The organism is Cupriavidus pauculus (assembly GCF_022179805.1).
GTDB lineage: Bacteria > Pseudomonadota > Gammaproteobacteria > Burkholderiales > Burkholderiaceae > Cupriavidus > Cupriavidus pauculus_E.
Genome location: NZ_BPUO01000003.1, coordinates 92,636 through 115,530, shown reverse-complemented (window position 1 = coordinate 115,530; position 22,895 = coordinate 92,636). Strand labels below are relative to the sequence as shown.

The window sequence follows — 22,895 nt, the reverse complement described above, 5'->3', positions numbered from 1 at the left end:
CGCCCAGCTATTCCAGAAAGACGTAGTCAGCCCGATAGGGCATGCGATTCTCCTGCCCTTCCTGGGTGCACGTCTGAGGGAGAGCCTGCCCGCCTTGCGTATTCAGACGTTGCACGTAACGCGACCGTGATAGCAGGCCAGAGCCACCGGTGCTCGTCGCCTGCAACAGCAAGAGTGGAATGCTATCCGGCGCTTGCGCGTTCGGTAGTTGTTTCAATACCTTGCCGGTTATCTTGCTGCCGTCCGGCGCTTCCCAGGTGGGCCCCGCGTAGTGTTTGACAACGACTTGCCCGAGGTCATCCTTCAGGGTGGCATCCGGTGCCACGAGGGTCCATAGCAGCCGGCCGTCGCTGCCTCGCTTGCACTGATAGTTCTGCGTACCGGCGGCGTGCAGCACGGCGACCGTTCCACGAACATCTGCGGGCTGAAGGTCGGGCGGGGCCGCGACCCGGGATGTGGCGCACGAGGCGAGTACGCCTGACAGGCCCAGTACAGTGAGCCATGCGCCGTAAAAATGCTGTGGGATTGCCATGTCGGCTCCTTGCCTTGGCCCTTGGAGGAGGATAGTCCAAAAGCGTACACTGCGTGCCTCCAGCAACACCAACCAGCAGCACCAATCCAAAGAACATGAAGAAAGCGGGGCGGATCAAATCCTGGCATGCCGACAAGGGCTATGGCTTCATCGACATCCACGCGGATCTCAAGGACGTGTTCTTTCATGTGAGTGCGCTGCAGACGCACGCTGTCCAGCCGAAGGTGGGCGACCGCGTGAGCTTCGAGCTTGCCAAAGGCAAGGATGGTCGAATGCAGGCGCTCAATGTCGCCATAGCGGGCGCCCCAAAGTCAGGTGCCGGCGCCGGGGCGAACTGGTTACCGGCGTTGGTTGGCGTGGTGGCGTTGGCGGCAATCGTCCTGGGTGCGCTGGGGAGCTATCTTCCCCGGCTCGTTGGCATTGTCAGCGCGATTGCCAGTTTCATCGCCTTCATTGCGTACGCCGACGACAAGGCTCGCGCAAATCGGAAGGCCTGGCGTATTCCGGAGGCCAATCTGCATCTGGTTGCACTGTGCGGAGGATGGCCGGGCGCGCTGGCTGCGCAACACCTGCTTCGGCACAAGAATCGGAAGCAAGCGTTTCAGGTGGTCTTCTGGGCGACAGTGGTCCTGAACATCGGCGCACTTGTGCTTTGGAAGACCGTCGTTACCCCTTGAGGGACAAATAGGGGCCCCGGTATTGCTTGTCCGACCGTGTATGTCCCACTTTTCAGAGGATTGCATTATGAGCAAAGGACGGAACCTTCGCCAGCGGAAAAAACTGCGCGTGGCCGAATTTCAAGAACTCGGGTTTCATGTCACCGCTGATCTTGCTGAAGGCCTTGATGCCGAGGCGCGAGTTGCGGCCTGTGATGCCTTCATTCGCGATGGCATCGAAGCGAACCGGCTGACCTATGGCGGCGCCATCGACGATCGCCTGGATGGATTCGTGTCGCCAGAGGGCAACCGTAGCTCCTCCACCGAGGAGCACCGTCGGATTGTCATCGACTGGCTGGAGAGCCGCGCTGAATTCCGGGCTGTGACCGTTGGTCCTTTGATTGACGCTTGGTATGGCGATTTTGCGGCTGGCTAGCGGCGCTTATTGCTTGTCACTGGTTGACGTTGCGTAGCTTTCGGATTGGGGCTGGCAACGGTCGCGCCGCTGTTGGGAGCGAAATAGTTCAGATCGCTTGCGAAACAATTCAGTTGTCGCGGAACTTTCCGTCCGCCTAGAGTGATGGCGGCAAATTAGGTAGGTCCGCGACCACATCATCTGGGGTTCGTATCCGCGACAGCTTTGTCGATGCGGCACGGCGCGCAAAAATGGCGGGCTTCGATGGTGTGGCGTTACATGGCGCGTTCGGGTGGGTTCTGTCTGAATTCATGTCGCCGACGCTTAATACGCGGACAGACCGCTACGGCGGAAGCGTCGAGAACCGGGCACGTCTCACCATCGAGGTCATGCAGGCAATTCGCGAGGTTTGCGGCAAGGACTTCCAGATCGGCTGGAGATTGTCTGTCGAACGCTACGGATTGCGTTTGGAAGACCTGCGCGAGATCGCCGCGCATATTCTCGATCGGGAGTTCATCGACTATCTGGACCTCGCGCTCTGGGATTCGGCGCAGATCGTTCAGGAAGGCGCGTTCCGGGGGCAGACCATGTAGAGCGTCTTTGCCAATTTGCCGCGCAAGGGCGTGCGTCTCGGTGTCGCCGGGAAAATCATGAGCGCCCAGCGAGCGGCCCAGTTGCTGGATGAGGGATGTGACTTCGTGTTGATCGGACGCGCAGGCATTCTGCAACGTGACTTTCCCCGGCAGGTGAGAGAGAGCCCGTTCTACCAAAGTCCGCAGTTGCCAGTAACTGCGCATTACCTGCGTTCGGGTGGCCTGAGTGAACGCTTTATCGCCCACATGCGGAGATGGCCGCAATTCGTTGCGCCTGACAGCGTTTGATTCTCTTCGAGAATTTTTCTCGCCCGGTTCTTGTGGACTCTCGCCTCAGATCGCATCGCGGGTTGACCCCCGCCGTTTATCTTTTCGCCGCTGCCTTAGACAGATCTGTCGTCCAGGCCGTCTGCGCTGGTCGATGGTGACTGCTGTTGGACAGCTTCCCGCTTTCGGTTGATGTGGTAGGGCGTCAGCACTGCATGGGCCACCATGTCCAGCGCTGGGCGTGTATCGCCGTTCTTGTCAGTCCATACCTTTGGTGTGAGCGTGCCAGACAGGGCAACTGAATCTCCGTCATCCAGCGCGAGCAGTGCTGCCCGTGCTTCGTCGTTGAACGCAATGACGTTGACGAACAGCGATTCGCCGTCGCTAGCGGGCGCGAGCACCTTCGTTGTGACATAGGCTGTACCACCTTGCCCTTGGCGCTCTGCGGACTTTCCGTAAACCTTGCCACCAACTAGACCATCAATCATTCTTCACCTCGCTATCCCGGACGACTACCGCCCAGGCTTGAATTGAATTATCTGACCGCGCGCTGTGGTTGCGTGCAAGCCAGGTGTATATGTCGAGGGGCGGCTTCTGGCTGCTTTCTGTCATCGAGAGAGCCGGTCGGACGCCACCTATTCCCCCTCCGCCACCGACGGGTTATCTGCGCCTAGATACTCTTGGCGATTTCTGAAAGACGAACCTCTTCAAGCGAACTTAGCCACGCCGCCTCCGCGGACGTCATCGCGTTGTCGAGAACCCGATTGACTGCCGATTCAACGGGACAAGACAAGTTGTCTTCAGCGAGGCCGATCGCAAACAATCCCCTGTGCTCGATGGCGATGTAGATGTCTCGAGCTGTGAGCTGATCGAGCTCACACGAGAGGGCCCACCCCCCTCCAGGCCCCGGTACCGAATGGACATAGCCAGCCTGACGAAGTGCTGCCATTGTGCGTCGAACAAGGACCGGATTGGTATGCAACATCAACGCAATCGTCTCCGATGTCGTTGTGCCGCCTCGAAGGTGCATGTGAATCAACACGTGAAGAAGCCGGGCTAGTCTGATGTCGCGTTGCACGCCGTAGATCTCCCATAACCGTAACGTCTGTGGTTACGATATTATACATGCGTTCGTACCTCTGTCAGGACCGCTATGATCACCGCCACCCAGCACTTCATTGACGCCAATGGAATCCGCCTTCATGCCGTCGAGAGCGGCAAAGGACCGCTTGTGCTGCTTCTCCACGGTTTTCCGGAAACCTCGCATGTCTGGAGACACCAACTGGCGGCACTTTCCGATGCTGGCTTCCGCGCGATTGCGCCTGACCTACGCGGCTTTGGCTTCAGCGATTGCCCAGCGAAGATGGAGCAATACACCACCATCGACGTGATCGGCGACTTGGTCGGTCTTCTGGATTCAGTGGGAGAGCGGCACGCAGTGGTTGTGGGCAACGACTGGGGAGCCGCCGTCGCATGGCAAGCCGCAACGCTGCGGCCGGATCGCTTCCGCGCAGTCGTCGCGCTGGGGGTACCGCTGATGAACCGGGCGCCGATGGCACCGAGCCAGCTTTTTCCGCAAACCGATCGGATGTGGTTCTACACACACTATTTTTCGCAGCTCGGACTTGCCGAAGCCGAACTCGAGCGAGATGTTGAAAGCTCCCTGCGCAAGATCTACTTCTCGGCATCAGGTGACGTCGGCCCTAGAGATGAGAGGAGTCCAAATCCTTTTGGGCTTGTGAAGCGACAACGCGGATATCTCGAAGAACTGCACGATTTCTCGTCGCTACCGGTCTGGCTTGCCCCCAATGATCTGGATGCTCTCGTACGAGCATTCCTACGCTCGGGGTTTCGAGGGGGATTGAACTACTACCGCAATCTGGACCGAAACTGGGAAATGCAGGCGGCGTTCGAGGGGCGGACATTGAAGGTCCCGTCGCTTTTTCTTGTCGGCGAGCGTGACACAGGGCTGTTGATGCCGGGCATGCTGGACATCATTGACGCCATACCCAAGCTGGCGCCACATCATCGTGGGTCGCACGTTGTGCCGCACGTGGGACATTGGCTTCAACAGGAGGCGCCGGCTCATGTCAATGCTCTTCTGATTGACTTCCTTCGTCACCTCTAAGTGATTCGATGCCGTACTAGTCGTCCGCATTGCCCTTTGGCTCATGGCGGATCTATCCACTGGTGATTCGACCTACTGTGTTGTACGGGCCAGACACACTACTTCGACATATGCGGGCAAGGGAAGCCGCTACGCCGGCCGCGATTGGCGCCGGCTTCCCAAGACGTGAGCCTTAGTCCGGCTTGATCCCAGCGCGCGCCACGATCGGCTTCCAGCGCAGCTGCTCCGCCGCGATAAAGCGCGAGAATTCTTCTGGCGTGCTACCCGCCACGAGCGCTGCGTCCGCGCTGAGCCGCTCGACCGACGTGGGACTTTTCACGGCCTTGATGGTGGCCTCGGCCAGCTTGGCGGCTGCAGGCTGGGGGAGCGACGCCGGGGCCAGCAGCCCGTACCACTGCGTCATCTCGAAGCCTGGATAGCCTTGCTCCGCCACGGTCGGCACGTCGGGCAACTGCGGGATACGCTGCGCGGTGCCCGTGGCAATGCAACGCACCTTGCCCGTCTTGATGAATTGCAGGATGGCCGGTGCGCCAATGGCCGCTGCATCCAGTCGCCCGGACAGCAGGTCGGTAATCTGCGGGCCGCTACCGCGATACGGCACATGGGTGATGAAGGTGCCGGTGGTTGCCTTCAGGTATTCGAAGGCCAGGTGGCCGGCGCTGCCATTGCCGGCCGATCCATAGTTGAGCTTGCCCGGCTTGCTCTTGGCCAGGGCCACGAACTCCTTGAGGTTCTTCGCCGGCACGTCGGGATGCACGACATACAGGCTGGGTACCTTGGAAAGCAGTGAAATGGCCCGGAAGTCCTTGATCGGATCGTAGGGCAGCTTCGGGAAAATGTACGGATTGACCGCCAGCGTGCCGATATGGCCGAGGATCAGCGTGTGATTGTCGTCGGCCCGTGCCACCTCGCCCATGGCGATATTGCCTGCGCCGCCCGGCTTGTTTTCGACGAAGACCGATACGCCGAGTAGCTTGGTCAGTTCTGCGGCGGTGGATCGTGCGACGATTTCCGAACTGCCTCCCGGCGCGAACGGCACCACCAGCCGGATGGTCTTGGACGGCCAGGCCTGTGCGCGCGCCAGCGTGGGGGCGAGTGCCCCGGCGCCCAGTGCGGCCATCAGGCCAAGCAAGTGTCGGCGATTGGCATCATGGGGGTGATTGGTGGACATGGGTCTCCTTGTGTTTGATTATTCCGTGCGCCTGCCGCATGGCGAATGGTCGCGAGTTCCGATACTTGTTCCGGTGCTTATTCCGGTTTGACGTTGCCGTCCTTGATGACCTTGGCCCAGAGCCGGGTCTGGGTGTCGATGAAGCGTGCGGCATCTGCCGGCGGGCCTCCCACCACCTCGCCGCCCAGTTCACCCACGCGCTGACGGATCTCCGCGCTGGCCATCACTTTCTGTAGCGCGTCCGACAGGCGGGTCACCACTGCTTCCGGCGTGGCGGCAGGCAGGAATGCGGCGTTCCATTCGTAGACCTCGTATCCCGCCACGCCCGCTTCCTGCATGGTCGGAACATTGGGCAGCGCCGAGGTGCGGTTGTGGCTGGTCACCGCCAGCGGCCGCAGCTTGCCCGCCTTGATGTGCTGAAGACTCGACGCCACGTTGGCGAAAAACAGCGGCACCTGTCCGGCGATCACGTCGGTCATTGCCGGACCACCGCCCTTGTAGGGCACATGAAGCAGGTCAACACCGGCGCGCTGCTCGAACAGCACGCCGGACAGATGCTGCGCCGATCCATTGCCCGACGATGCGAATGCCACCGTGCCCGGTTTCTGCCGCGCCAGCGCCAGCACATCCTTGACATTGGCTGCAGGGAAGGCGGGATTGGCCACCAGCACATTGGGATAGCGTGCCATCACGCCCACCGCGCGGAACGCCTTGGCGGGGTCGTAGGGCAGGCGCGGATAGAGGCTCGGGTTCACCGTGTAGGACGACGCATCGACCATCAACGTGTAGCCATCGGGCGCAGCCTTGGCCACGTACGACGCTCCGATCTGCCCGCCCGCACCGGGCCGGTTCTCCACGATCACGGTCTGGCCAAGTTCGCGCCCCAGGCCGGGCGCGATCAGCCGCGCCATCAGGTCCGCGCCACCGCCGGGCGGATAGGTGACGACGATGGTCACCGGGCGCGTAGGCCACGGCTGTGCGGAATCGGCGGCGTGCAGCACGGTCGACTGCAGGGCCAGGCCGGCCAGAGTGAGGGAAATCAGATAGCGCATGAGGGGTCTCCGTCAGATTCTGGTTTGGTGCGCGAGATCAGCGGATCTCGGCTGTATAGCGGAAGGCATAGGCATCGCCCCTGGTCTGGCGGTATTCGATGCACTGGCCCTGGATATCGAACGCCTGGCGCGTGACCAGGGCGCAGGGGTGGGACGCCGGCAGCGCGAGCAGGTCGGCTTCGTCAGCATCGAGCAGCCGGAAGGTCACCTCGTCCATCGCCCGGTGCACCGTGATGCCGCAACGCTGGCTCAGCAACGGGTAAAGCAGTTGGCCCCATTCGGCCACGGGGGTGTCCTGCAGCGCCGCGCAGCGCGGCAACGGCAGCCAGATCGATTCGAGCAGGCCCGGGGTATCCGCCACCCAGCGCCGACGTGTAATGGCCAGGCCCCGCGCGCCGGTGTCGAGCCCGAAGCGCACGGCCATCGCCTTGTCCAGGCGCACGCTGCGGCAGGACAGGATCTCGGAGCGTGGCACTTCCGTGGGGGCCGCCTCGGCATCGGCCTCCGAGCGGAAACGGAAAAAGCGCATCATGCTGGCACCGGAAAGGCCAGTGCGCACGAACGTGCCTTTGCCTTGCACGCGCTCCAGCAGTCCCTGTTTGACCAGAACCGCAATCGCCTGCCGGATCGTGCCCAACGCAATGCCGAACTCGCTCGCCAGCACACTCTCGGCCGGAATGGCGCTGCCCGGCGCCCATTTGCCTGTGAGAATGTTGTTCTGCAATTGCGCGGCAATCTGCCCGTAGCGGCTCATGCCTGCGGAGGCGGCGGCCAGTTGGGCGATGGCATTGTCTGGCATCTGGTGTCCGTGTTAGATTCTATTCCTATAGAGGACTAGAGTATCCGGGCTAGCCCACACCGCCATATCGGGGCTAACCCGTACACAGGAGAACCGTGCCCATGATGACTAGCCAACCGTTGGTGGATTGCCACTTCCATGTCTTCGATGCCGGCGTAGGCTTGGCATCGGCGCGCTATCTCCCGCCTTACGCAGCGCCGCTGACGGACTGGCTCTCCCTGACCGGCTCGGTGGGCGGGGCGGAGTCGGATGCTTACGGGGTGGTGGTACAGACCAGTTTCCTCGGCACCGACAACTCGGCGATGCTGGCCGCATTGCGGCGCATGCCGACGCGACTTCGCGGCGTGGTGGTGGTCGATCCCGCCGTGGCCGACGCCGAGCTGGCCGGGCTTGATGCAGCCGGGGTACGCGGCATCCGCCTGAACCTGTATGGCGACGATGACTGGCGCCGCATCGACACTGCGCCGTGGCGCACGCTGTTCCAGCGCATCGGGGCATTGGGCTGGCACGTCGAACTCCATACCAGTAACGGGGAGGGCGCGACCGTGCTGTGCGCGCTCGATGCCGCGCTTGGCAGTACGCCCGCGCCCGTCGTGCTCGATCACTTCGGTCGACCCGGTCCGCTGGGCGTCGATGATCCGATCTTCGACGCGGCCCGTGCCGTGGGCGCGCGACGTCCGCTGTGGGTCAAAGTCAGCGCGCCATATCGGTTGTTGAGTCCGGGCCTGTGGCCGACTCTGACTACACGTTGGGCGGAGGTTGCCGGACCGGATCGGCTGCTATGGGGTAGCGACTGGCCCTGGACCAACTACGAAGCCCCGGCGCGTGCCGACGAATGCCGCGCAACGATGGCATGGCTCGCGAAACGTCCGGACCTTGAGGAGGGGCTGCGTTGGCGCAATGCTGCTGCGCTGTATGGGTTTGTGGTGAGGGCCTGAACGTTGCAGGACGAATCCACGTTGATGTGGGCAGGATTGGACGGTTCAAGTGGAGGGATTCTCGTGCCGCGCGGATTCAACCGGTCAACGCAACAGCTTGGCGCTTGGTTGCTGGGTGGCGTATGCCCGGAGAGCTCTGCACGTTTCAGTCTGGCGATGAACTGCACAAAGCTGCAGGCGGGCGAACTGCTGGCCCGCTTGTCCTGCATCTCTGGAAGGGCGGCAGGGCGGAGTCGGTGCCTGTCACCAGGTACTGGACTTGAACGAGGGTCAGGTTCTTCGAGCGGCGGCCTTCGCCGGCCACGGCATTCGGGTCCAGTCGCCCTACATCATTTGCGAAGATATCGTTGCCGGCCGGCCGGCTGGTGCCGGTCCTGGGCGGACTAGCATCTTCCCAAGCAGACCATTAATGTGGCGTACCGATGCCGCCACCAGCCGGCAAGGCTCCGCGTTAGGGGGCGCCGGCGTGTTGACATTTTTGCTGCTCGAACAGTGACAGATTCAGTGCGGTCTACGCTCGACTAGCGCGCAGGTACTGTCTGCACTCGTTTCGGCACGCCCGTCGCGATCGTCGCAACCGCGATGGCAAGCACGACGGCGGCCCCGACGAACACCCCCGCCGCGCCGTTTGCATCAAACACGACGCCGCCAGCCGCGGCACCGGTCGCGATCGCGAGCTGCACGGCCGCGACGATCAGGCCGCCCGCACTCTCGGCTTCATCGGGTACGGTGCGCGTGACCCATGTCGACCATGCGACCGGCACGCCGCCAAACGCCATCCCCCAAAGTGCTACGAGCACCGCGTCGATCATCGGCGCGCGGCCGAGCGCTACGAGCCCGATGCCGAGCACAACCATCAGCGCTGGCATTGCGATCAGCATTGGCCGCAGCCGGTGTTCGAGTACGCGGCCGGCGAGCGACGTGCCGACGAAGTTCGCGACCCCGTAGCCGAGCAGGATCGCCGACAGTTCGTTTACTCCGACGCCCGCAACCTGTTCGAGGAACGGCCGCAGGTACGTGAAGAACGCAAAATGTCCAGTGAACACAAGCGTCGTCGCGAACATTCCGAGGCCGACGGTCGGCCGACGCAGCACGTCGATCAGCGTGCGCAGACGCGTCGTCCCGCTCGGCGGCATCGATGGCAGTGTCGCGACCTGCGACAGAAACGCGACGCCGCCAAGCGCGGCTGCTAACAGGAACACGTTGCGCCAGCCGATCAGGTGGCCGAAATAGCTGCCGAGGGGGGCAGCGGCGATCGTCGCGACTGCGACGCCGCTGAAGATGATCGACAGCGCGCGCGGCACCATCGCAGCAGGCACGAGCCGCATCGCTGTGGCCGTAGCCATCGTCCAGAAGCCTCCAAGCGCGATGCCGAGCACAACGCGACCGATCAGAATCATTGTGAGGTTGGTCGCAAACGCAACGGCGAGATTCGATGCGACCAATAGCACCGAAAACGCGAGCAGAACGCGCCGCCGGTCGATCGTACGCGTCGCGGCAGCGGTCAGCAGGCTCGCGACGAGCGCGACCATTGCGGTGGCCGTCACCGTCTGCCCGGCGACACCTTCTGTCACACCGAGGCTGTCGGCCATCGGTGTGAGCAGGCTCGCGGGCAGGAATTCGGCGGTGACAAGGCCGAACACGCCAAGCGACATTGCGAAGACCGCACCCCAGGCGGGTTCGCTGGGGGCCACTAGCGGGGCGGCCTTTGAAATTCCGGGATTCATACGTTGTTCCATGTCGGGAAAAATCGGGAAAAGTGCCAATGACGGCGTATCGTAAGCAACGATGGCAGGACGGTATATGACATACAATCCGCAATCATTGATCAATCGTCCGGATCCAATGTCCGCTTCCTTTTCCGTTCCAGACGTGCGCGACCTCGTCAGCGAGTTGCTGCTGGGGATGCGCCTGAGCGGCGTCCAATATCGCCGTATCCAGGTCCTGCGCCCGTTCGGGTTGAGCTTCGGCCACGTCCCGGGGCGCGCGCAGTTCCATTTTGTCGGGCGCGGGCCCGTCCTGCTGCGCGACGCGGATGGCGCGACGATGAGGCTTGAAACTGGTGACGCAATCCTGTTGCCGCGCGGCAGCATGCACTCGCTTGTGTCCGATCCAGACGCGCTGTGCCGTCCCCTCAGTGCTTTCGAGACCGCGAAAATCTGTGATTCAATCGCGTCGGTCGGAACGCCACCGCCGTGCGGGACATCCGATCCGACGGTCAGCGACGCGCTGATCTTCAGCGGGTGCATGGAGTTTGATCTTGGCGGTATGCAGCCGCTGGTCGGCACGATGCCGGAGTTCATGCACGTAGGCACATTGCTCGCGCGCTATCCCGAAATCCGCCCGATGCTTGATGCGATGGAGCGCGAATCTTGCTCGGAGCGCGCAGGCTTCGCGGGGATCCTCGCGCGACTCGCAGACGTAGTCGCCTCGTTCATCGTCCGCGGCTGGGTCGAGTGCGGTTGCGGCGACGCAACCGGTTGGGTGCAAGCGCTGCTCGATCCGAAGCTCGGCCGCGCGATCGTCGCGCTGCATCGCGATCCGGGCCGAAACTGGAGCGTCGCGGAATTGGCAGTTGAAGCGGGAGTGTCGCGTTCGGTGTTCGCCGAGCGATTTCTCGCGGCGACTGGGATGACACCCGTGCGCTACCTGACCGAGCTGAGGATGCGGCTCGCAGCGCAATGGATCGCACGCGACCGGGAGGCGATCGAATCCGTTGCGTTCCGGCTCGGCTACGGTTCGCTCGCTGCGTTCAGCCGTGCGTTTAAGCGGGTGGTCGGGAGGCCGCCGGGGGCGGTGCGCGCGGAGGATAGCGTGGCCTATGCCACGCGGGCTGTGCCGTAGACGGGCCGGGCGGTCGTGCCACAACAGCAGCCGGCGAACAAATGACGACTGCTAGTAGTACCGGGCTTAGTGCCTGCTTTCGAACCTAGAACGGCGTCGACTAAGCGCCAGTGGCTGTCGGTACTTACCGAGCCCGGTCGTCGGCCCGGCCCACGCGCCGTCGCGTAGGCCTGTGGGGCCGCTGCCGACCCTTAGCGGACTGTTAAGTCTCGGCGATCGCTTCAAGCACTCGCGCTGCTGCCGGGGCCATAGAGATCGAGAGAAAGTTGGATACCGCGAGCACCTAGTGCGAAGAGTGAGCTTGCTGAGACCGACAAGCCTTCGTTGCTACCGTCCATGAGGAGACCACAGAACAGGTCAACTGAGTAGCGATCAGATATCGCCTTCCAAACGTCGAGGTCGTCAGATAGTTGCCCAAGAATTTCGGCGATCTGACCGTTGAGGTCTTCTGGCTCGCGCGGCTGTGCTCGCAGTCGCCACATTCCACACTTGGCGACACGCGTTTGTCCTGATCTCTCTCCGACAATTGCTTCGCCCTTAAGCTGGGCAAACGTCGGAAGGCAGCCGAGCTGTCGGCTGATTTCATCGGGAGCAAGATCGTCTCCCATAATCCGGAGCCCCACGGCAGATTCGTGCAATCGAGCCATTTCCGTAATACCTGAAGTTCGGTGCGCCAGGGATTATTGGTCACGTGAGGCATCAGTTCAATGACCGATTCTGGCCGTTCTGGGACATCGCGCCCTCCAGCACCTAGAAGCTGCGTCGCCGGAAGAAGTCAGCTCTGGCGGGCATCCACGCCAGCGCGAACAGCAAACAGACGAACGGCGTAACGAAGATATAGCCGATGCTTTGGAAGCCCGCCGCATTGGCTATGCCGCCGAGCATGAAAGACAACAGCAGGCCGCCGGTGCGCTTCAGGCGGGGCAGGTCGGCGCGGATCGCGTTTTGCAATCCCATCATGAAAACTTCACGGGACAGGCACGGCTACGCAGGTCCTTGAAATGAGGCGAAAATGCCACTCTGTTTAATTTTACCCGGATGTTATTGACTTCAAATTTAACCCGGGTAAAATTCGGCGCATGGACCAAACTACCTCCCCCACCTACACCGCCTTTCTCGAAGGGAGCCGGCTCGCCGCCGGTTCCTTGCACGAGGTTGCAGTCGCCGTACTGCGGGCGCAATCGACCCAGCCCGAGAGATATCCGCTGGTATTCAATGATGTCGACGGCAAAACGGTCGACCTGGACCTGCGTGGCGGGGAGGACGGCATCGCGGCGCGCTACACCGTGGCCCAGTCGGCTCAGTCGGCCCAACCAGACCAACCGGCCCAGGCGCCCAAGGGCAGGGGGCGCCCGAAGCTTGGTGTGGTGGCGCGCGAAGTCACGCTGTTGCCGGAGCACTGGGATTGGCTGGCGACGCAGCCGGGCGGCGCCTCTGTCGCGCTACGCAAGCTGGTGCACGAAGCGCGTAGGAACGCTGGCGGCCGGGACCACGTACGCCAGGCACGCGACCGCGCGTACCACGCCATGTCCACGCTGGCAGGTGACCTGGCCGGTTTCGAGGAAGCCTCGCGAGCGCTGTTCGCTGGCGATGAAGATCGACTGGCGGCGCATATGGCTGCATGGCCGCGCGATGTGAAGGCGTACGTGCTGCAACTGCTCACCGAGCCTGTGACCGTCTAGGTAGCGGCTCCTGGCTGCAGCGCTGCGGGCCCATGCGCGAATCATGGGCCGCAGCAGCCTGACGTTGCTCAGTGCGCTGGCGTCAGCGTCGCGCGCACTGCCTTCACATTACGCTCGGTGACGGGTGCGGCGCGGTTGTTCCAGCCCTGGCGCAGGAACGTGGCCAGTTCGGCTACTTCCGCATCGTTCATGCGATGCGCGAAGCCCGGCATCACCAGCACCGAAGGTGCCTTGGCCGTGGACGGCGTGGCGGCACCGGCCAGGATCACGTTGACCAGCGCGGCGGGACTGCCGGCGTTGATTACCGTCGCCCCGTCGAGCTGCGGAAACACGCGCGTGGCGCCCTTGCCCGTGACGAAGTGGCAGGCCGCGCAGTTGTCCAGATAGAGCCGCTCACCGAGTGTGAGGTCCTTCGCCGCCGTCAGCTTGCGGATCGTCGTCATGCCGCCTTGCGGCTTCACGGTCGGCGACTTGCCCGGCACGGGCGGCAGGCTCTTGAGGTAGGCGGCAATCGCATCCAGGTCGGTCGTGCGCATATGCGATGTGCTGTGCGCCACCACCTGTGTCATCTCGCCCGCCACCGCGGCCGTGCGGTTACGGCCGGTCAGCAGGTAGTCGACGATGTCCTGGTTGGTCCAGTGCGGCATGCCACGCAGCGAAGGCACGGGCCAACCGTTCAGGTCGCCGCCGGCCAGGTACTGCGCGTTGGCGCTGGAATCGGCTTTCTCGTTCATGGCGACGCCGCGCGGTGTGTGGCAGCTGCTGCAGTGGCCCAGCCCTTCCACCAGATACGCACCCAGCCTGACCTGATCGGTCCACTTCGGCTGCGGCTGGAACGGCTTGTCCGAGGCAAACACCAGGTTCCAGACCGCCATGCCCCAGCGCAGGTTGAACGGGAAGTCCATGCTGGTCTGCGGCGGTTGCACGTTGCTGGGTTTCACGCCGCTCATGAAGAACGCGTAGAGCGCGTGGATGTCGGCATCCGTGACCTTCGCGTAGTTCGGATACGGCATGGCCGGGTACAGGTGCGTGCCATCGGCGCGCACGCCACGGCGCACCGCGTCCGCGAACTGCTTCTCGGTATAGCCGCCGATGCCGCGCTGCCTGTCCGGCGTGATGTTGGTCGAGTAGATGATGCCGTGGCCGCTGTCGATCGGCAGGCCCCCGCTGTACTCGGGCTTGCCGGGCGCGCTGTGGCAGGCCATGCAGTCGCCCACGCGCGCCAGGTAGGCGCCGCGCTGGATCAGCGCCGGGTCCGTGGCCGCCTGCGCGGCAGACGCCGCGACCGTGCCGAAGGTGGCGGCAATGAGGAATGACTTGAGGATGTTCATTGTCGTCGTGCTCAGGCTTGTACCAGCGGCCCCGGGTTCTTGAGGTACTGCTTCTTGATGGCGTTGGCGGCCATTAGCGTGATGGCGCCGATGGTGGCCGTCGGGTTGGCCTGGAAGTTCTGCGGGAATGCGTTGCCGCCGGGCACGAACACGTTGTGCACGTCCCATGACTGCAGGTAGCGGTTCAGCGCCGAATCGCGCGGCGACGCACCCATGATCGCGCCGCCCACGTTGTGGGTGGACACATACTTGGTGATGTCCCAGTGCGAGTCCAGCGCCAGGAAGCTCTCCGACATCGCATCGGGCTTCAGCTCCTTCGAGATGTTCAGCACGATGTCGCGCAGGTAGCGCTGCAGCTTCAGTTCGTTCTGCCGCCAGTCGAAGGTCATGCGCAGCAGCGGCTGGCCCCACGGATCGCGGTAATTCGGATCCAGGTCCAGGTAGTGGCCGCGATACGACATGCACGTGGTGGTGATGCTGATCTTCATCGAGCGGCCGTACCAGTCCACCATGGCGTCCTTCCAGCCCTTGCCCCATGCGGGCGTGCCAGACGGCAGCGACGTGCCGATGGGCGCGCCGGTGGCCTGCGAGCTGTGGATCTTGGCGCCGCCGATAAAGCCCAGCGACGGGCCGTCGAAGTTGCCCGGCGAGATGTCGTTGAACATCTCGCCCGTGGCGCCGGCCGTGGCGAACGGATTGAAGTGCTTGTCCTTGAAGAACAGCGTGGCGCCGCCATTGCTCAGGAACGCGTAGTTGCGGCCAATCGTGCCGGTCTCCGACACGGGGTCATACGGCTTGCCGATGCCCGACAGCAGCATCAGCCGCACGTTCGCGAACTGGAAGCTCGACAGCACGACGATCTTCGCCGGCTGGAAGACTTCCTTGCCGTGCTCGTCGATATAGGTCACGCCGCGCGCGGTCTTGCGGTCGGCGTGCAGGTCCACGCGGATCACGTTGGCGTTCACGCGATACGAGAAGTTCGGCATGCGCTTGACCACATCGAGGATGGTGGTCTGCGGCGACGCCTTCGAGTAGTTCAGGCAGGGGTACTTGCTGCAGTAGCCGCAGTAGTTGCACGGGGCGAGCTGGGCGCCGTACGGGTTGGTCCATGCCTGCGACACGTTGGCCGACGGGTTCGGGAACGGGTGGTAGCCGAGCTTGCGCGCCGCGCCGGCGAACATCGAGCAGTTCAGCGTGTCCTGCAGCGCAGGCAGCGGGTACGGATTCGAGCGCGGGCCTTCGAACGGATCGCCGCCGGGCTGGATGTTGCCGCGCAGGTTGCCCGTGTTGCCGGACAGCCCGCAGACTTTCTCGAAGAAGTCGTAGTACGGCTCGATCTCGTCCCACGTGAACGGAAAGTCCTTGACGCGCATCTCGGGGTCGAGCGTGCCGCGCTTGTAGGCCTGGTCGGCGTAGGTCTTGAGCTTGATGTCGGTCGGCGTGGGGCGGATCAGCACGCCGGTCCAGTGCAGCCCGGAGCCACCCACGCCGGTGCCCGGCGCGAAGGCGCCCCATTTGCGCGTGGGCAGCGCGGCCTGGTCGCGGTTGTAGCGCACGGTCAGCGCGGCTTCGCGCGGCGTGGCGAAGACCTTGTTGCGCGTGGCGTAGGCGTACTGGTCGGCCGGCTTGGGATAGGCGAAGTCTTCGGGCGGACGGTCCGGGCCGCGTTCAAGCGCGCGGACCTTCAGGCCGGCCTGGGCCAGTTCGATCGCCATCAGCGATCCGGCCCAGCCAAGGCCGACGATGACGACGTCAACGTCGTCGTTGGTGATGTGGGGCATGAAATGTTCTGGTTCTGGACGCACGACGCCGCCACGCGCAAGGGCGTGCCGGGTCAGGCGTGGAAAATCGGATGCAGTGAAGCGGGAATCGAAGCGGGCAGGGCGGCCGTTCAGGCGCGCTTGCCGCTGAGGCTGACCGGGCCCAACGGGTACTTCACGTTGTGCTGGTCCACCCATTCGATGTACTGGCCGCGCGCGCCGGGGAAGCCGATGGCGACCCAGGCCTTCATGTCCTTGTTGCCGCCGTACTTGGGGTCGGCCAGGTAGCCGTTCTTGGTATCGCCAAGCAGTTGCGAGAAGAACTGCGACGCCTTGAGCGACGTCTCGCCCAGCGCGGCAAAATCCACGCCGTTTTTCTGCAGCGCGGTCAGGAAGGCGTCCTGCTGCTCGGCGGCAAGCCGCTCGAACGGCTTGCCGTGCTGGGAATTGGCGGCCTGCTGTGCCAGCCGGATGCCGTGGCGATAGATGTCCTGCGGCGCGTACGGCAGCTGGAAGCCCAGTGTGGCCGGCGCTTTCGGGTCATGCGGGCCTTGCAGGTAGATGTCTGCGCCCAGCCCATCGTGCAGTTGCTGATCGATGAAGACCGGCACGTTGGTTTCCAGCGCGCCCGGGCCCTTGCCTTCGGCAGGGATCAACCGGTCGCACGCGGCGAGCACGAAGGGCCACTCGGCGGCGCTGAAGAAAATGGGTTTGTAGTGCTGCAGGTGAACGTCCTCGAGCCCCTTGGCGCGAAGCTCATGCAGCGGAATGGCAGCAACGGGGACGGCGACGGCAGTCGCTTTCAGGAAGGCGCGACGTGAGAACGGGGGCGTTGACATGTGGGGTCCTATGGCAAGCCAGGCGCTGTCCCCACGCGAATCTTTCTTCTGTACCCCTGATTCGTCAGACGACTGGTAATAAGTCGGACATCGTACATCCAATTAGTTATGTAATGCAATGATTAGATTACTAATAGATTGTTCGTGAATCTGGACAGTTGGGGATGCGGGGCAGCAGTCCATTCGAGGTGGCGCTACGGTCAAACGCGCGTGCGCCCTAGACTTCCTTGGTGTCGAAGATCAGGAGATCAGCACCGGCCTGCGCGAAGTTCGCCAAGTCTGCTGCGGCTGCGGCGCCCTCGGGAGAATTGAGAGCGTGCTGGATGTCCGCCAGCGAGTCGAAGCTCAATAGCGCCACCAGGTGAAACGGCGAGTCGCCCGCGGCCGTCTTGATCGCGCCGTTACTGACTTCATACCTGCGCAAGCCGGGAATCGCCTTGGCGATTGGGATGTGCTTGGTGAAATAGTATGAATCGAACGCTGCGCAGTCCGCAGGCATCTTGTACACCACCATGAGCTTCGGCATTTTGCTTTCTCCGGTTGTGAAGCAGCCACTTGAATATACGCGCTGATCTATAGTCGGATTACGCCAATGATCGTCTGAGCCTCAATCATGCTGTCTCGTAAGACCGGTATCCGCTTGCTTGTGGTAATCGGCTTGATTGCGGTGCTGCTCTTTTCGCCATTACCCTGGCAATCGAGCACGCGCATTCACAGCGAAGTCACGATTCAGCGGCCGCCCGCGGAAGTGTTCGAGTACGTGTCGACGCCAGGGAACTGGCCGGCATGGCATCCCTCTTCCCTGGGCGTGCAGGGCGCCACCGATCATTCGCTGCAGGTTGGCGAGCAGGTGACAGAGGCGTTCAGGGTGGCGGGCCGCGAAGGGATAATCGTCTGGACCGTGACGGATCGCCGGGCGCCGTCGTTCTGGCGTATCGACGGCCTGATAGAGGGCCGGCGCGCTGGAACCGTGACTTACACGCTGACCCCCAGCGAGACGGGAACGCGGTTCAAGCGCGACTTCGATTACCAGGCGCCAACGCTTCTGTTTTCGATACTCAATTGGGTAACGCTGCGCAATCGGATCGATGCCGAGTCAGCGGATGCGGTGACACGACTGAAGGCACGACTTGAGGGCGCGTAGCCGGCGTCGGGGCGCCGCGCCGACGTCCTGCTATCACTAACCCGCCGCCAGTGGCTGATAGTGGCGACTCCAGTCGACTCGAAGTTTCCGAGCCTCGCCAGTAAGCTTGAGTCTTACATTTTTGATATATTTTGCGCTAGAAATAGCAAAAGGCTAGCGCGCAATCACGCTTGGGGAAAACCCTGGAATCCAGCGAGTGACCTACCCCTGACGGGAGCCGTTCCGGCGCCGAGGCAACCGCCGTCCTTAGACAAAACTGATAACCAAGTTTGGCAAAAATGGGCACCTTCAAAACACCGCAGGAAAAGAAGCGGCTGAGCTACGCCAAGGACCACCGGCAGCCATACCACGGAGAAAGGGGAAGCTGTGTCCCGAAACGAAAACGCACCTACGCAAGGATTGCACGCAGAGCCCAGAATCAGCCTCTTGAAACACTGAAGTCGGAGCCAGTGGACGAATTGCTCGTGCTCACAGAACTCCAAGTTGGGATCGCCAGGCGAAAGAAACGACCATGGACAAAGTGGCCCGACATTTCGCTTGGGGAACACGTGGCTAGACGCCTGTTGTACAGATCTCAATTGAAAGCTGCTGGTGGCCGGCGGGCTGCCAAGAGGAAGTTGGGAGCATGACAATGGAGGAGCTGCCAAAGCGTCCACCGCCGCCCGCGCGCGTTCAAATTCTGATGGCTCGTGAGGCGCGTTCCGCAGTTGTAATACGCCGCGGCCCATCGAGAAAGACGGCATTGATTGGCTGGGACAGGCGGCGCGACAAGTTCGAGGTTGGACAATGGTTCAACGGACGAATTGATGAGCGACGCTCCGACTTGTCACCCGACGGCAGCTACCTGATCTATTTCGCGATCACCGGCAAGTGGAGAACCGAAAGCAAAGGCTACTATACGGCGATATCGCGTGCGCCGTATCTCAAGGCCGAAACGCTCCTGGCCAAAGGGGATACCTGGCATGGCGGTGGCCTGTTTGTTTCCGAGAGCGAGTACTGGCTCAACGATGGCTATGGACACAAGATCGTCCGTGACCAGTCCAAGGCCAAGCGCACAGGTACCTATCCGTGGCATGAGTTTCCTCCAATAGGGCTAACCAGTCTGTATGAAATCCGCCTGCAGATGGACGGCTGGCAGCGAATGGATTCCGGCTGGATTGGGAGGGGCGATATTGTCCATTTCGAGAAGCCCGTCGGACTACGATGGCGGCTACGCAAGCGCGTGCACGGAAGTCGAGAGCGCCACGAGCTCTTGCACCCAGCGACCGGGCGCTCGATAGCAATGCCGAGCTGGTCGTGGGCGGATGTCGATGAAAGGCGGCTCGTGTGGGTTGAGTCTGGTCGGCTGTTTGACGCCAGCGTTGACTCAGGAGGATTGCAGGATACGCGTCTGCTCCAGGACTTCAATACTTTTTCCTTCGAGAAGCTGGTAGCTCCCTACTAGGCCGCTGTCTTTATCGGGGAGAGTGACGGCTGCTAGAGCAACAAGCATCACTACTAAGTCCGCACAGAAAAAATAAAATCAACCTCTACCGACGCGCCTTTGGGCAATTGCATGACGCCCACAGAAGTGCGAGTGTGGATGCCGACCTCGCCGAGCACGGAATACAACACGTCAGATGCGCCGTCGGCGACTTCGCTTTGCATCGTAAAGTCTGACGCACTTCGCACGTACACGGTGATGCGCGGCACCGCCTGGATGGCGTCGAGCGATCCGCAGTGCTTTCTGATGAGGGACAGCGCGCGTAGCGTCGAAGTTGCTGCCGCGCGGCGTCCCTCGTCTAGTGAAATGGATTCGCCCACTATGCCAACGAAGCGCACCGTATCTCCGACTCGCGGAATTTGACCCGCAATGTAGGCGACGTTCCCGTCAACCAGAATCGGGGTGTACTTTCCGCCAATCTTGATTTCCTCGTCGGGATCAAATCCGAACTCGGTCGCAATCTGCCGTAGCTTGTCGTCTCTTGTCATGGATATTCGACCTGTCGAAAACGTAAAGCTAAAGCCTAATCGATTGCCCTGGTTTTGTCCCTCCCGCTATCGTTAGCCGGCGGCCAGTTCATGCGCCGCGCTGCCGCGCCGCACGATGCCGAGCGACAGCATGGTGCCGCCGGCGATGACCGCCGGGATGCCCACCAGTACGAACAGAGCGGGCATCGTCAGTCCCATCGACAGCATCGTGGCACCGCCCACCGAGCCCACCACCGAGCCGAAGCGGCCCACGCCGTTGGCCCAGCTTACGCCCGTGGCGCGGCAATCGGTGGGGTAATAGTTGGCCGACAATGCATTGGCGCCCACCTGCGAGCCCGACACGCAGAAGCCTGCCAGGAACACTGCGGCGCCGGCGGCGACCGGTTCGCCCGCCAGGCTGCCGATGGCAGCCACAAACAGGCCCGCCAGTGCATAGCTGGCGGCCAGCACATAGTGCGGATTGAAGCGGTCCATCAGCCAGCCCAGTGCGATGGCGCCGACGGTGCCGCCAACCTGGAACATCGTGGTGACCAGTGCAGCCGTGGTCAGCGACATGCCGGTGGTGCGCAGCAGTGTGGGCAGCCAGCTCGACAACAGGTAGATCACCAGCAGGCTCATGAAGAACGTTAACCACAGCAGCAGCGTGCCGCGCAGCAGTTCGGGTTTGAACAGGTGCCGTACCGGCGAGCCGTGGTTGCCCGGTGCCTCGGCGATGACGAACGTGCTGTGTTGCAGGTCGGCATGCGGCGCGATGCGAAGCAGCGTGGCGCGGACGCGCACGTGGTCGCGGCCCTTAGCCACGAGATAGCGTACCGATTCCGGCAGCAGCCAGACCAGCACCACCGACAGCATCAGCGGCAACACGCCCCCGATCATCAGCACCGAGCGCCAGCCGAATGCCTCGATCAGGCCCGCCGACGCCAGTCCGCCCGCCGCCGAGCCGACGGTGAAGCCGCAGAACATCGTGGTCACCAGGAACGAGCGGCGCTTGGCCGGGCAGTACTCCGAGGTCAGCGTGATGGCGTTCGGCATCGCGCCGCCCAGGCCCAGGCCGGTCAGGAAGCGCAGCACGATCAGCTCCCAAAGTCCGGGGGACCATGCCGATGCCAGGCTGGCCACGCCGAAGAACAGCACCGAAAGCACCAGCACGGTCTTGCGGCCGAAGCGGTCGGCCAGGGGGCCGAACAGGAACGCGCCGGCCATCAGTCCGCCAAGCCCGGCGCCGAACAGCGGTGCCAGGTGTGCGGGCGTGAGTTGCCATTCGGCGCGGATGGCGGGGGCGATGAAGCCGATGGCGGCCGTGTCGAATCCATCGATGGCGACGACCAGAAAGCACAGGACGACGATCGTGACCTGGAAAGCGGACAGCGGCTGGCGATCGATGAACGTGGTGACGTTCACCGTGGTGTTGGCGGGCATGTTGTCTCCTCCGGAAGTTCGGGGAATGAAAGGGCGAGGCGGCTCTTGTGGCCGCTACCCTTCCTGCGCTGCAATGAAAAATTGAAGCTACGAGGTGGCTACTGCGTGATGCGTGGAGGGTGGCTTAAAGCCAGGGCGTCGGGCTCAGCGCCTGGTCCGCACGCCAGCCGTGCAACCACTGCAGCGCATCGTAGAACTGCGTCTGCGTGCGGCCTACCCAGAGCGTGTTGCGGACAAAGCGGTCCACGCCCTTGGCGTGGTAGACGCGGCCCATGTCGCGCGCGCCGTAGAGCACGCGCGCGGTGCGTGGAACGCGTGCCTGCTCGTAAAGCTTGAAGGCAGCCTCGAAGTCGCCTTCGGCCGCATCCACGGCGGCGCCCAGCGCCACCGCGTCTTCCAGCGCCTGGCAGGCACCCTGCGCGATGTATTGCGTCATCGGGTGCGCGGCATCGCCCAGCAGCGTGGCGCGACCGAAGCTCCAGCGCTCCACGGGATCGCGGTCGGCCGTGGCCCAGCGCTTCCAGGACGTGGGGCGGTCGAGCATCTGGTGCGGCAGCGCGTGGATGCCTTCGAAGTACGACAGCACTTCTTCCTTGCTGCCATCGCGCACGCCCCAGACTTCCTGCTCGCGGCTGTGGAACGTCACCACGAGGTTGTACTGCTGGCCGCCGCGCAGCGGGTAGTGCACCAGGTGGCAGTGGGGGCCGGCCCAGACCACGGGTGCGTTGACCTGCAGGTCCTTGGGCATGTTGTCCACCTCGACCACGGCGCGGTAGACCACGTGGCCGGTGACGCGCGGGGCGTCGCCGATCAGTGCTTCGCGGACGGCGGATTTCACGCCGTCGCAACCGATCACGGCATCGGCGCGATGACGCTCGCCGTGCTGGTCGATCACGGTGACGCCGCGGTCGTCCTGTTCGAGCTTTTCCACACGTGTGGCGGTACGGAACTCGATCAGCGGATGGTGCTGTACGGCTTCGAGAATTGACAGGTGGATATCGGCGCGATGGATCACGGCATACGGGTTGCCGAAGCGCTCGCGATACGCCTGGCCCACATCGACGCGTGCGATGTCGCTGCAATCAATCGCATCGCGCAAGTGGATATAGTCGGTGAAGACCGCGCGGCTGCGTGCGGCTTCGCCCACGCCCAGCGCGTCCAGCGCGGCGAACGCATTGGCGGCAAGCTGGATGCCCGCGCCGATCTCGCCGATGTGCTCGGCCTGCTCCAGCAGTTCGATGCGGATGCCCTTGCGCGCCAGCGCCAGCGCCGCGGCAAGGCCGCCGATGCCGCCGCCGATGATCAGGACCTTGCGATCGCTTCGTGGTGTCGTTGTCATGTTTTGTCTCCTGGC

The 22,895-nt window shown here is 63.0% G+C and carries 25 protein-coding genes; 9 read left to right on the top strand and 16 right to left on the bottom strand.

The window, feature by feature from the left end; translation table 11 throughout:
* Positions 1-7: 7 nt before the first annotated feature.
* Complete coding sequence (locus tag MFF62_RS06675; RefSeq protein WP_238261443.1) at positions 8-532, bottom strand: DUF3455 domain-containing protein; 525 nt, start codon at positions 530-532, stop codon at positions 8-10.
* 95 nt (positions 533-627) lie between these two features.
* On the opposite strand from MFF62_RS06675, the gene MFF62_RS06670 reads away from it, so the two are divergent.
* The 3 genes from MFF62_RS06670 to MFF62_RS06660 all read left to right on the top strand — a co-directional run bounded on the left by MFF62_RS06670 (position 628) and on the right by MFF62_RS06660 (position 2,196).
* Positions 628-1,209, top strand: coding sequence for a DUF1294 domain-containing protein (locus tag MFF62_RS06670; protein WP_238261441.1), 582 nt, complete (start codon positions 628-630; stop codon positions 1,207-1,209).
* A 67-nt stretch (positions 1,210-1,276) separates the two neighbouring features.
* The gene (locus MFF62_RS06665) at positions 1,277-1,624 is read left to right on the top strand and encodes a YggL 50S ribosome-binding family protein (protein ID WP_238261439.1); all 348 of its coding nucleotides are present in this window, start codon (positions 1,277-1,279) and stop codon (positions 1,622-1,624) included.
* A 191-nt stretch (positions 1,625-1,815) separates the two neighbouring features.
* Positions 1,816-2,196, top strand: a complete 381-nt coding sequence (locus MFF62_RS06660; RefSeq protein ID WP_283205325.1) for an oxidoreductase — start codon at positions 1,816-1,818, stop codon at positions 2,194-2,196.
* A gap of 383 nt (positions 2,197-2,579) precedes the next feature.
* Here MFF62_RS06660 and MFF62_RS06655 read toward each other — a convergent pair whose 3' ends face one another.
* Positions 2,580-2,951 carry a single-stranded DNA-binding protein gene (locus MFF62_RS06655; protein WP_238261435.1) on the bottom strand — a complete coding sequence of 124 codons (372 nt, stop codon included), beginning with the start codon at positions 2,949-2,951 and terminating at the stop codon, positions 2,580-2,582.
* A 182-nt stretch (positions 2,952-3,133) separates the two neighbouring features.
* Positions 3,134-3,541: an Rrf2 family transcriptional regulator gene (locus tag MFF62_RS06650; protein WP_238261433.1), complete on the bottom strand. Its 408-nt coding sequence runs from the start codon at positions 3,539-3,541 to the stop codon at positions 3,134-3,136.
* Positions 3,542-3,616: 75 nt separating this feature from the next.
* Here MFF62_RS06650 and MFF62_RS06645 point away from each other — a divergent pair, with 75 nt between their 5' ends.
* The gene (locus tag MFF62_RS06645) at positions 3,617-4,591 is read left to right on the top strand and encodes an alpha/beta fold hydrolase (protein WP_238261432.1); all 975 of its coding nucleotides are present in this window, start codon (positions 3,617-3,619) and stop codon (positions 4,589-4,591) included.
* A 172-nt stretch (positions 4,592-4,763) separates the two neighbouring features.
* Here the strand turns inward: MFF62_RS06645 and MFF62_RS06640 are convergent, their stop codons facing one another.
* The 3 genes from MFF62_RS06640 to MFF62_RS06630 all read right to left on the bottom strand — a co-directional run bounded on the left by MFF62_RS06640 (position 4,764) and on the right by MFF62_RS06630 (position 7,613).
* On the bottom strand, positions 4,764-5,762 hold the full coding sequence (locus MFF62_RS06640; RefSeq protein ID WP_238261430.1) for a Bug family tripartite tricarboxylate transporter substrate binding protein: 999 nt from the start codon (positions 5,760-5,762) through the stop codon (positions 4,764-4,766).
* A gap of 77 nt (positions 5,763-5,839) precedes the next feature.
* Positions 5,840-6,814, bottom strand: a complete 975-nt coding sequence (locus MFF62_RS06635) for a tripartite tricarboxylate transporter substrate binding protein (protein ID WP_238261428.1) — start codon at positions 6,812-6,814, stop codon at positions 5,840-5,842.
* Positions 6,815-6,851: 37 nt separating this feature from the next.
* Positions 6,852-7,613 carry a GntR family transcriptional regulator gene (locus tag MFF62_RS06630; protein WP_238261426.1) on the bottom strand — a complete coding sequence of 254 codons (762 nt, stop codon included), beginning with the start codon at positions 7,611-7,613 and terminating at the stop codon, positions 6,852-6,854.
* A 101-nt stretch (positions 7,614-7,714) separates the two neighbouring features.
* Here MFF62_RS06630 and MFF62_RS06625 point away from each other — a divergent pair, with 101 nt between their 5' ends.
* Complete coding sequence (locus MFF62_RS06625) at positions 7,715-8,551, top strand: amidohydrolase family protein (RefSeq protein WP_238261424.1); 837 nt, start codon at positions 7,715-7,717, stop codon at positions 8,549-8,551.
* 521 nt (positions 8,552-9,072) lie between these two features.
* Here MFF62_RS06625 and MFF62_RS06620 read toward each other — a convergent pair.
* On the bottom strand, positions 9,073-10,278 hold the full coding sequence (locus MFF62_RS06620; protein WP_238262159.1) for an MFS transporter: 1,206 nt from the start codon (positions 10,276-10,278) through the stop codon (positions 9,073-9,075).
* 76 nt (positions 10,279-10,354) lie between these two features.
* On the opposite strand from MFF62_RS06620, the gene MFF62_RS06615 reads away from it, so the two are divergent.
* Positions 10,355-11,395, top strand: coding sequence for an AraC family transcriptional regulator (locus MFF62_RS06615; RefSeq protein ID WP_238261422.1), 1,041 nt, complete (start codon positions 10,355-10,357; stop codon positions 11,393-11,395).
* A 221-nt stretch (positions 11,396-11,616) separates the two neighbouring features.
* Here MFF62_RS06615 and MFF62_RS06610 read toward each other — a convergent pair whose 3' ends face one another.
* Both MFF62_RS06610 and MFF62_RS06605 read right to left on the bottom strand, forming a co-directional pair.
* Positions 11,617-12,042, bottom strand: coding sequence for a DUF4279 domain-containing protein (locus MFF62_RS06610; protein WP_238261420.1), 426 nt, complete (start codon positions 12,040-12,042; stop codon positions 11,617-11,619).
* Between the two features lie 103 nt (positions 12,043-12,145).
* On the bottom strand, positions 12,146-12,355 hold the full coding sequence (locus MFF62_RS06605; protein WP_238261419.1) for a YoaK family protein: 210 nt from the start codon (positions 12,353-12,355) through the stop codon (positions 12,146-12,148).
* Positions 12,356-12,474: 119 nt separating this feature from the next.
* Between MFF62_RS06605 and MFF62_RS06600 the strand changes: the two genes are divergently transcribed.
* A complete protein-coding gene (locus MFF62_RS06600; protein WP_238261417.1) occupies positions 12,475-13,077 on the top strand; it encodes a DUF2239 family protein in 603 nt (200 codons plus the stop codon).
* Between the two features lie 68 nt (positions 13,078-13,145).
* On the opposite strand, the gene MFF62_RS06595 is transcribed toward MFF62_RS06600, so the two are convergent.
* The 4 genes from MFF62_RS06595 to MFF62_RS06580 form a co-directional block, all read right to left on the bottom strand.
* Positions 13,146-14,408 (bottom strand): c-type cytochrome, encoded by a 1,263-nt coding sequence (locus tag MFF62_RS06595; RefSeq protein ID WP_238261415.1) that lies wholly within the window; start codon positions 14,406-14,408, stop codon positions 13,146-13,148.
* 11 nt (positions 14,409-14,419) lie between these two features.
* Entirely contained in the window at positions 14,420-16,189 is a 1,770-nt protein-coding gene (locus tag MFF62_RS06590) for a GMC family oxidoreductase (RefSeq protein WP_238261414.1), read from the bottom strand.
* 110 nt (positions 16,190-16,299) lie between these two features.
* On the bottom strand, positions 16,300-17,007 hold the full coding sequence (locus tag MFF62_RS06585) for a gluconate 2-dehydrogenase subunit 3 family protein (RefSeq protein WP_238261412.1): 708 nt from the start codon (positions 17,005-17,007) through the stop codon (positions 16,300-16,302).
* A gap of 217 nt (positions 17,008-17,224) precedes the next feature.
* Entirely contained in the window at positions 17,225-17,533 is a 309-nt protein-coding gene (locus MFF62_RS06580) for an EthD family reductase (protein ID WP_238261410.1), read from the bottom strand.
* Positions 17,534-17,620: 87 nt separating this feature from the next.
* Between MFF62_RS06580 and MFF62_RS06575 the strand changes: the two genes are divergently transcribed.
* Positions 17,621-18,151, top strand: coding sequence for an SRPBCC family protein (locus MFF62_RS06575; protein WP_238261408.1), 531 nt, complete (start codon positions 17,621-17,623; stop codon positions 18,149-18,151).
* Positions 18,152-18,776: 625 nt separating this feature from the next.
* Complete coding sequence (locus MFF62_RS06570) at positions 18,777-19,595, top strand: hypothetical protein (protein ID WP_238261406.1); 819 nt, start codon at positions 18,777-18,779, stop codon at positions 19,593-19,595.
* A 53-nt stretch (positions 19,596-19,648) separates the two neighbouring features.
* On the opposite strand, the gene MFF62_RS06565 is transcribed toward MFF62_RS06570, so the two are convergent.
* From MFF62_RS06565 to MFF62_RS06555, 3 genes are all read right to left on the bottom strand, one after another.
* The gene (locus MFF62_RS06565; protein ID WP_238261404.1) at positions 19,649-20,122 is read right to left on the bottom strand and encodes a RidA family protein; all 474 of its coding nucleotides are present in this window, start codon (positions 20,120-20,122) and stop codon (positions 19,649-19,651) included.
* Between the two features lie 72 nt (positions 20,123-20,194).
* Complete coding sequence (locus MFF62_RS06560) at positions 20,195-21,541, bottom strand: aromatic acid/H+ symport family MFS transporter (protein WP_238261402.1); 1,347 nt, start codon at positions 21,539-21,541, stop codon at positions 20,195-20,197.
* A 124-nt stretch (positions 21,542-21,665) separates the two neighbouring features.
* Complete coding sequence (locus MFF62_RS06555) at positions 21,666-22,880, bottom strand: 3-hydroxybenzoate 6-monooxygenase (protein WP_238261400.1); 1,215 nt, start codon at positions 22,878-22,880, stop codon at positions 21,666-21,668.
* Positions 22,881-22,895 lie beyond the last annotated feature (15 nt).

What these genes read in the sequence shown, in the direction of transcription:
- MFF62_RS06630 (WP_238261426.1), bottom strand. Translation starts at nt 7,613, where the DNA reads ATGCCAGACAATGCCATCGCCCAACTGGCCGCCGCCTCCGCAGGCATG.
- MFF62_RS06625 (WP_238261424.1), top strand. Translation starts at nt 7,715, where the DNA reads ATGATGACTAGCCAACCGTTGGTGGATTGCCACTTCCATGTCTTCGAT.
- MFF62_RS06575 (WP_238261408.1), top strand. Translation starts at nt 17,621, where the DNA reads ATGCTGTCTCGTAAGACCGGTATCCGCTTGCTTGTGGTAATCGGCTTG.
- MFF62_RS06635 (WP_238261428.1), bottom strand. Translation starts at nt 6,814, where the DNA reads ATGCGCTATCTGATTTCCCTCACTCTGGCCGGCCTGGCCCTGCAGTCG.
- MFF62_RS06580 (WP_238261410.1), bottom strand. Translation starts at nt 17,533, where the DNA reads ATGCCGAAGCTCATGGTGGTGTACAAGATGCCTGCGGACTGCGCAGCG.
- MFF62_RS06570 (WP_238261406.1), top strand. Translation starts at nt 18,777, where the DNA reads ATGACAATGGAGGAGCTGCCAAAGCGTCCACCGCCGCCCGCGCGCGTT.
- MFF62_RS06555 (WP_238261400.1), bottom strand. Translation starts at nt 22,880, where the DNA reads ATGACAACGACACCACGAAGCGATCGCAAGGTCCTGATCATCGGCGGC.
- MFF62_RS06665 (WP_238261439.1), top strand. Translation starts at nt 1,277, where the DNA reads ATGAGCAAAGGACGGAACCTTCGCCAGCGGAAAAAACTGCGCGTGGCC.
- MFF62_RS06585 (WP_238261412.1), bottom strand. Translation starts at nt 17,007, where the DNA reads ATGTCAACGCCCCCGTTCTCACGTCGCGCCTTCCTGAAAGCGACTGCC.
- MFF62_RS06670 (WP_238261441.1), top strand. Translation starts at nt 628, where the DNA reads ATGAAGAAAGCGGGGCGGATCAAATCCTGGCATGCCGACAAGGGCTAT.
- MFF62_RS06595 (WP_238261415.1), bottom strand. Translation starts at nt 14,408, where the DNA reads ATGAACATCCTCAAGTCATTCCTCATTGCCGCCACCTTCGGCACGGTC.
- MFF62_RS06645 (WP_238261432.1), top strand. Translation starts at nt 3,617, where the DNA reads ATGATCACCGCCACCCAGCACTTCATTGACGCCAATGGAATCCGCCTT.
- MFF62_RS06605 (WP_238261419.1), bottom strand. Translation starts at nt 12,355, where the DNA reads ATGATGGGATTGCAAAACGCGATCCGCGCCGACCTGCCCCGCCTGAAG.
- MFF62_RS06615 (WP_238261422.1), top strand. Translation starts at nt 10,355, where the DNA reads ATGACATACAATCCGCAATCATTGATCAATCGTCCGGATCCAATGTCC.
- MFF62_RS06560 (WP_238261402.1), bottom strand. Translation starts at nt 21,541, where the DNA reads ATGCCCGCCAACACCACGGTGAACGTCACCACGTTCATCGATCGCCAG.
- MFF62_RS06640 (WP_238261430.1), bottom strand. Translation starts at nt 5,762, where the DNA reads ATGTCCACCAATCACCCCCATGATGCCAATCGCCGACACTTGCTTGGC.
- MFF62_RS06600 (WP_238261417.1), top strand. Translation starts at nt 12,475, where the DNA reads ATGGACCAAACTACCTCCCCCACCTACACCGCCTTTCTCGAAGGGAGC.
- MFF62_RS06610 (WP_238261420.1), bottom strand. Translation starts at nt 12,042, where the DNA reads ATGGCTCGATTGCACGAATCTGCCGTGGGGCTCCGGATTATGGGAGAC.
- MFF62_RS06620 (WP_238262159.1), bottom strand. Translation starts at nt 10,278, where the DNA reads ATGAATCCCGGAATTTCAAAGGCCGCCCCGCTAGTGGCCCCCAGCGAA.
- MFF62_RS06565 (WP_238261404.1), bottom strand. Translation starts at nt 20,122, where the DNA reads ATGACAAGAGACGACAAGCTACGGCAGATTGCGACCGAGTTCGGATTT.
- MFF62_RS06675 (WP_238261443.1), bottom strand. Translation starts at nt 532, where the DNA reads ATGGCAATCCCACAGCATTTTTACGGCGCATGGCTCACTGTACTGGGC.
- MFF62_RS06655 (WP_238261435.1), bottom strand. Translation starts at nt 2,951, where the DNA reads ATGATTGATGGTCTAGTTGGTGGCAAGGTTTACGGAAAGTCCGCAGAG.
- MFF62_RS06590 (WP_238261414.1), bottom strand. Translation starts at nt 16,189, where the DNA reads ATGCCCCACATCACCAACGACGACGTTGACGTCGTCATCGTCGGCCTT.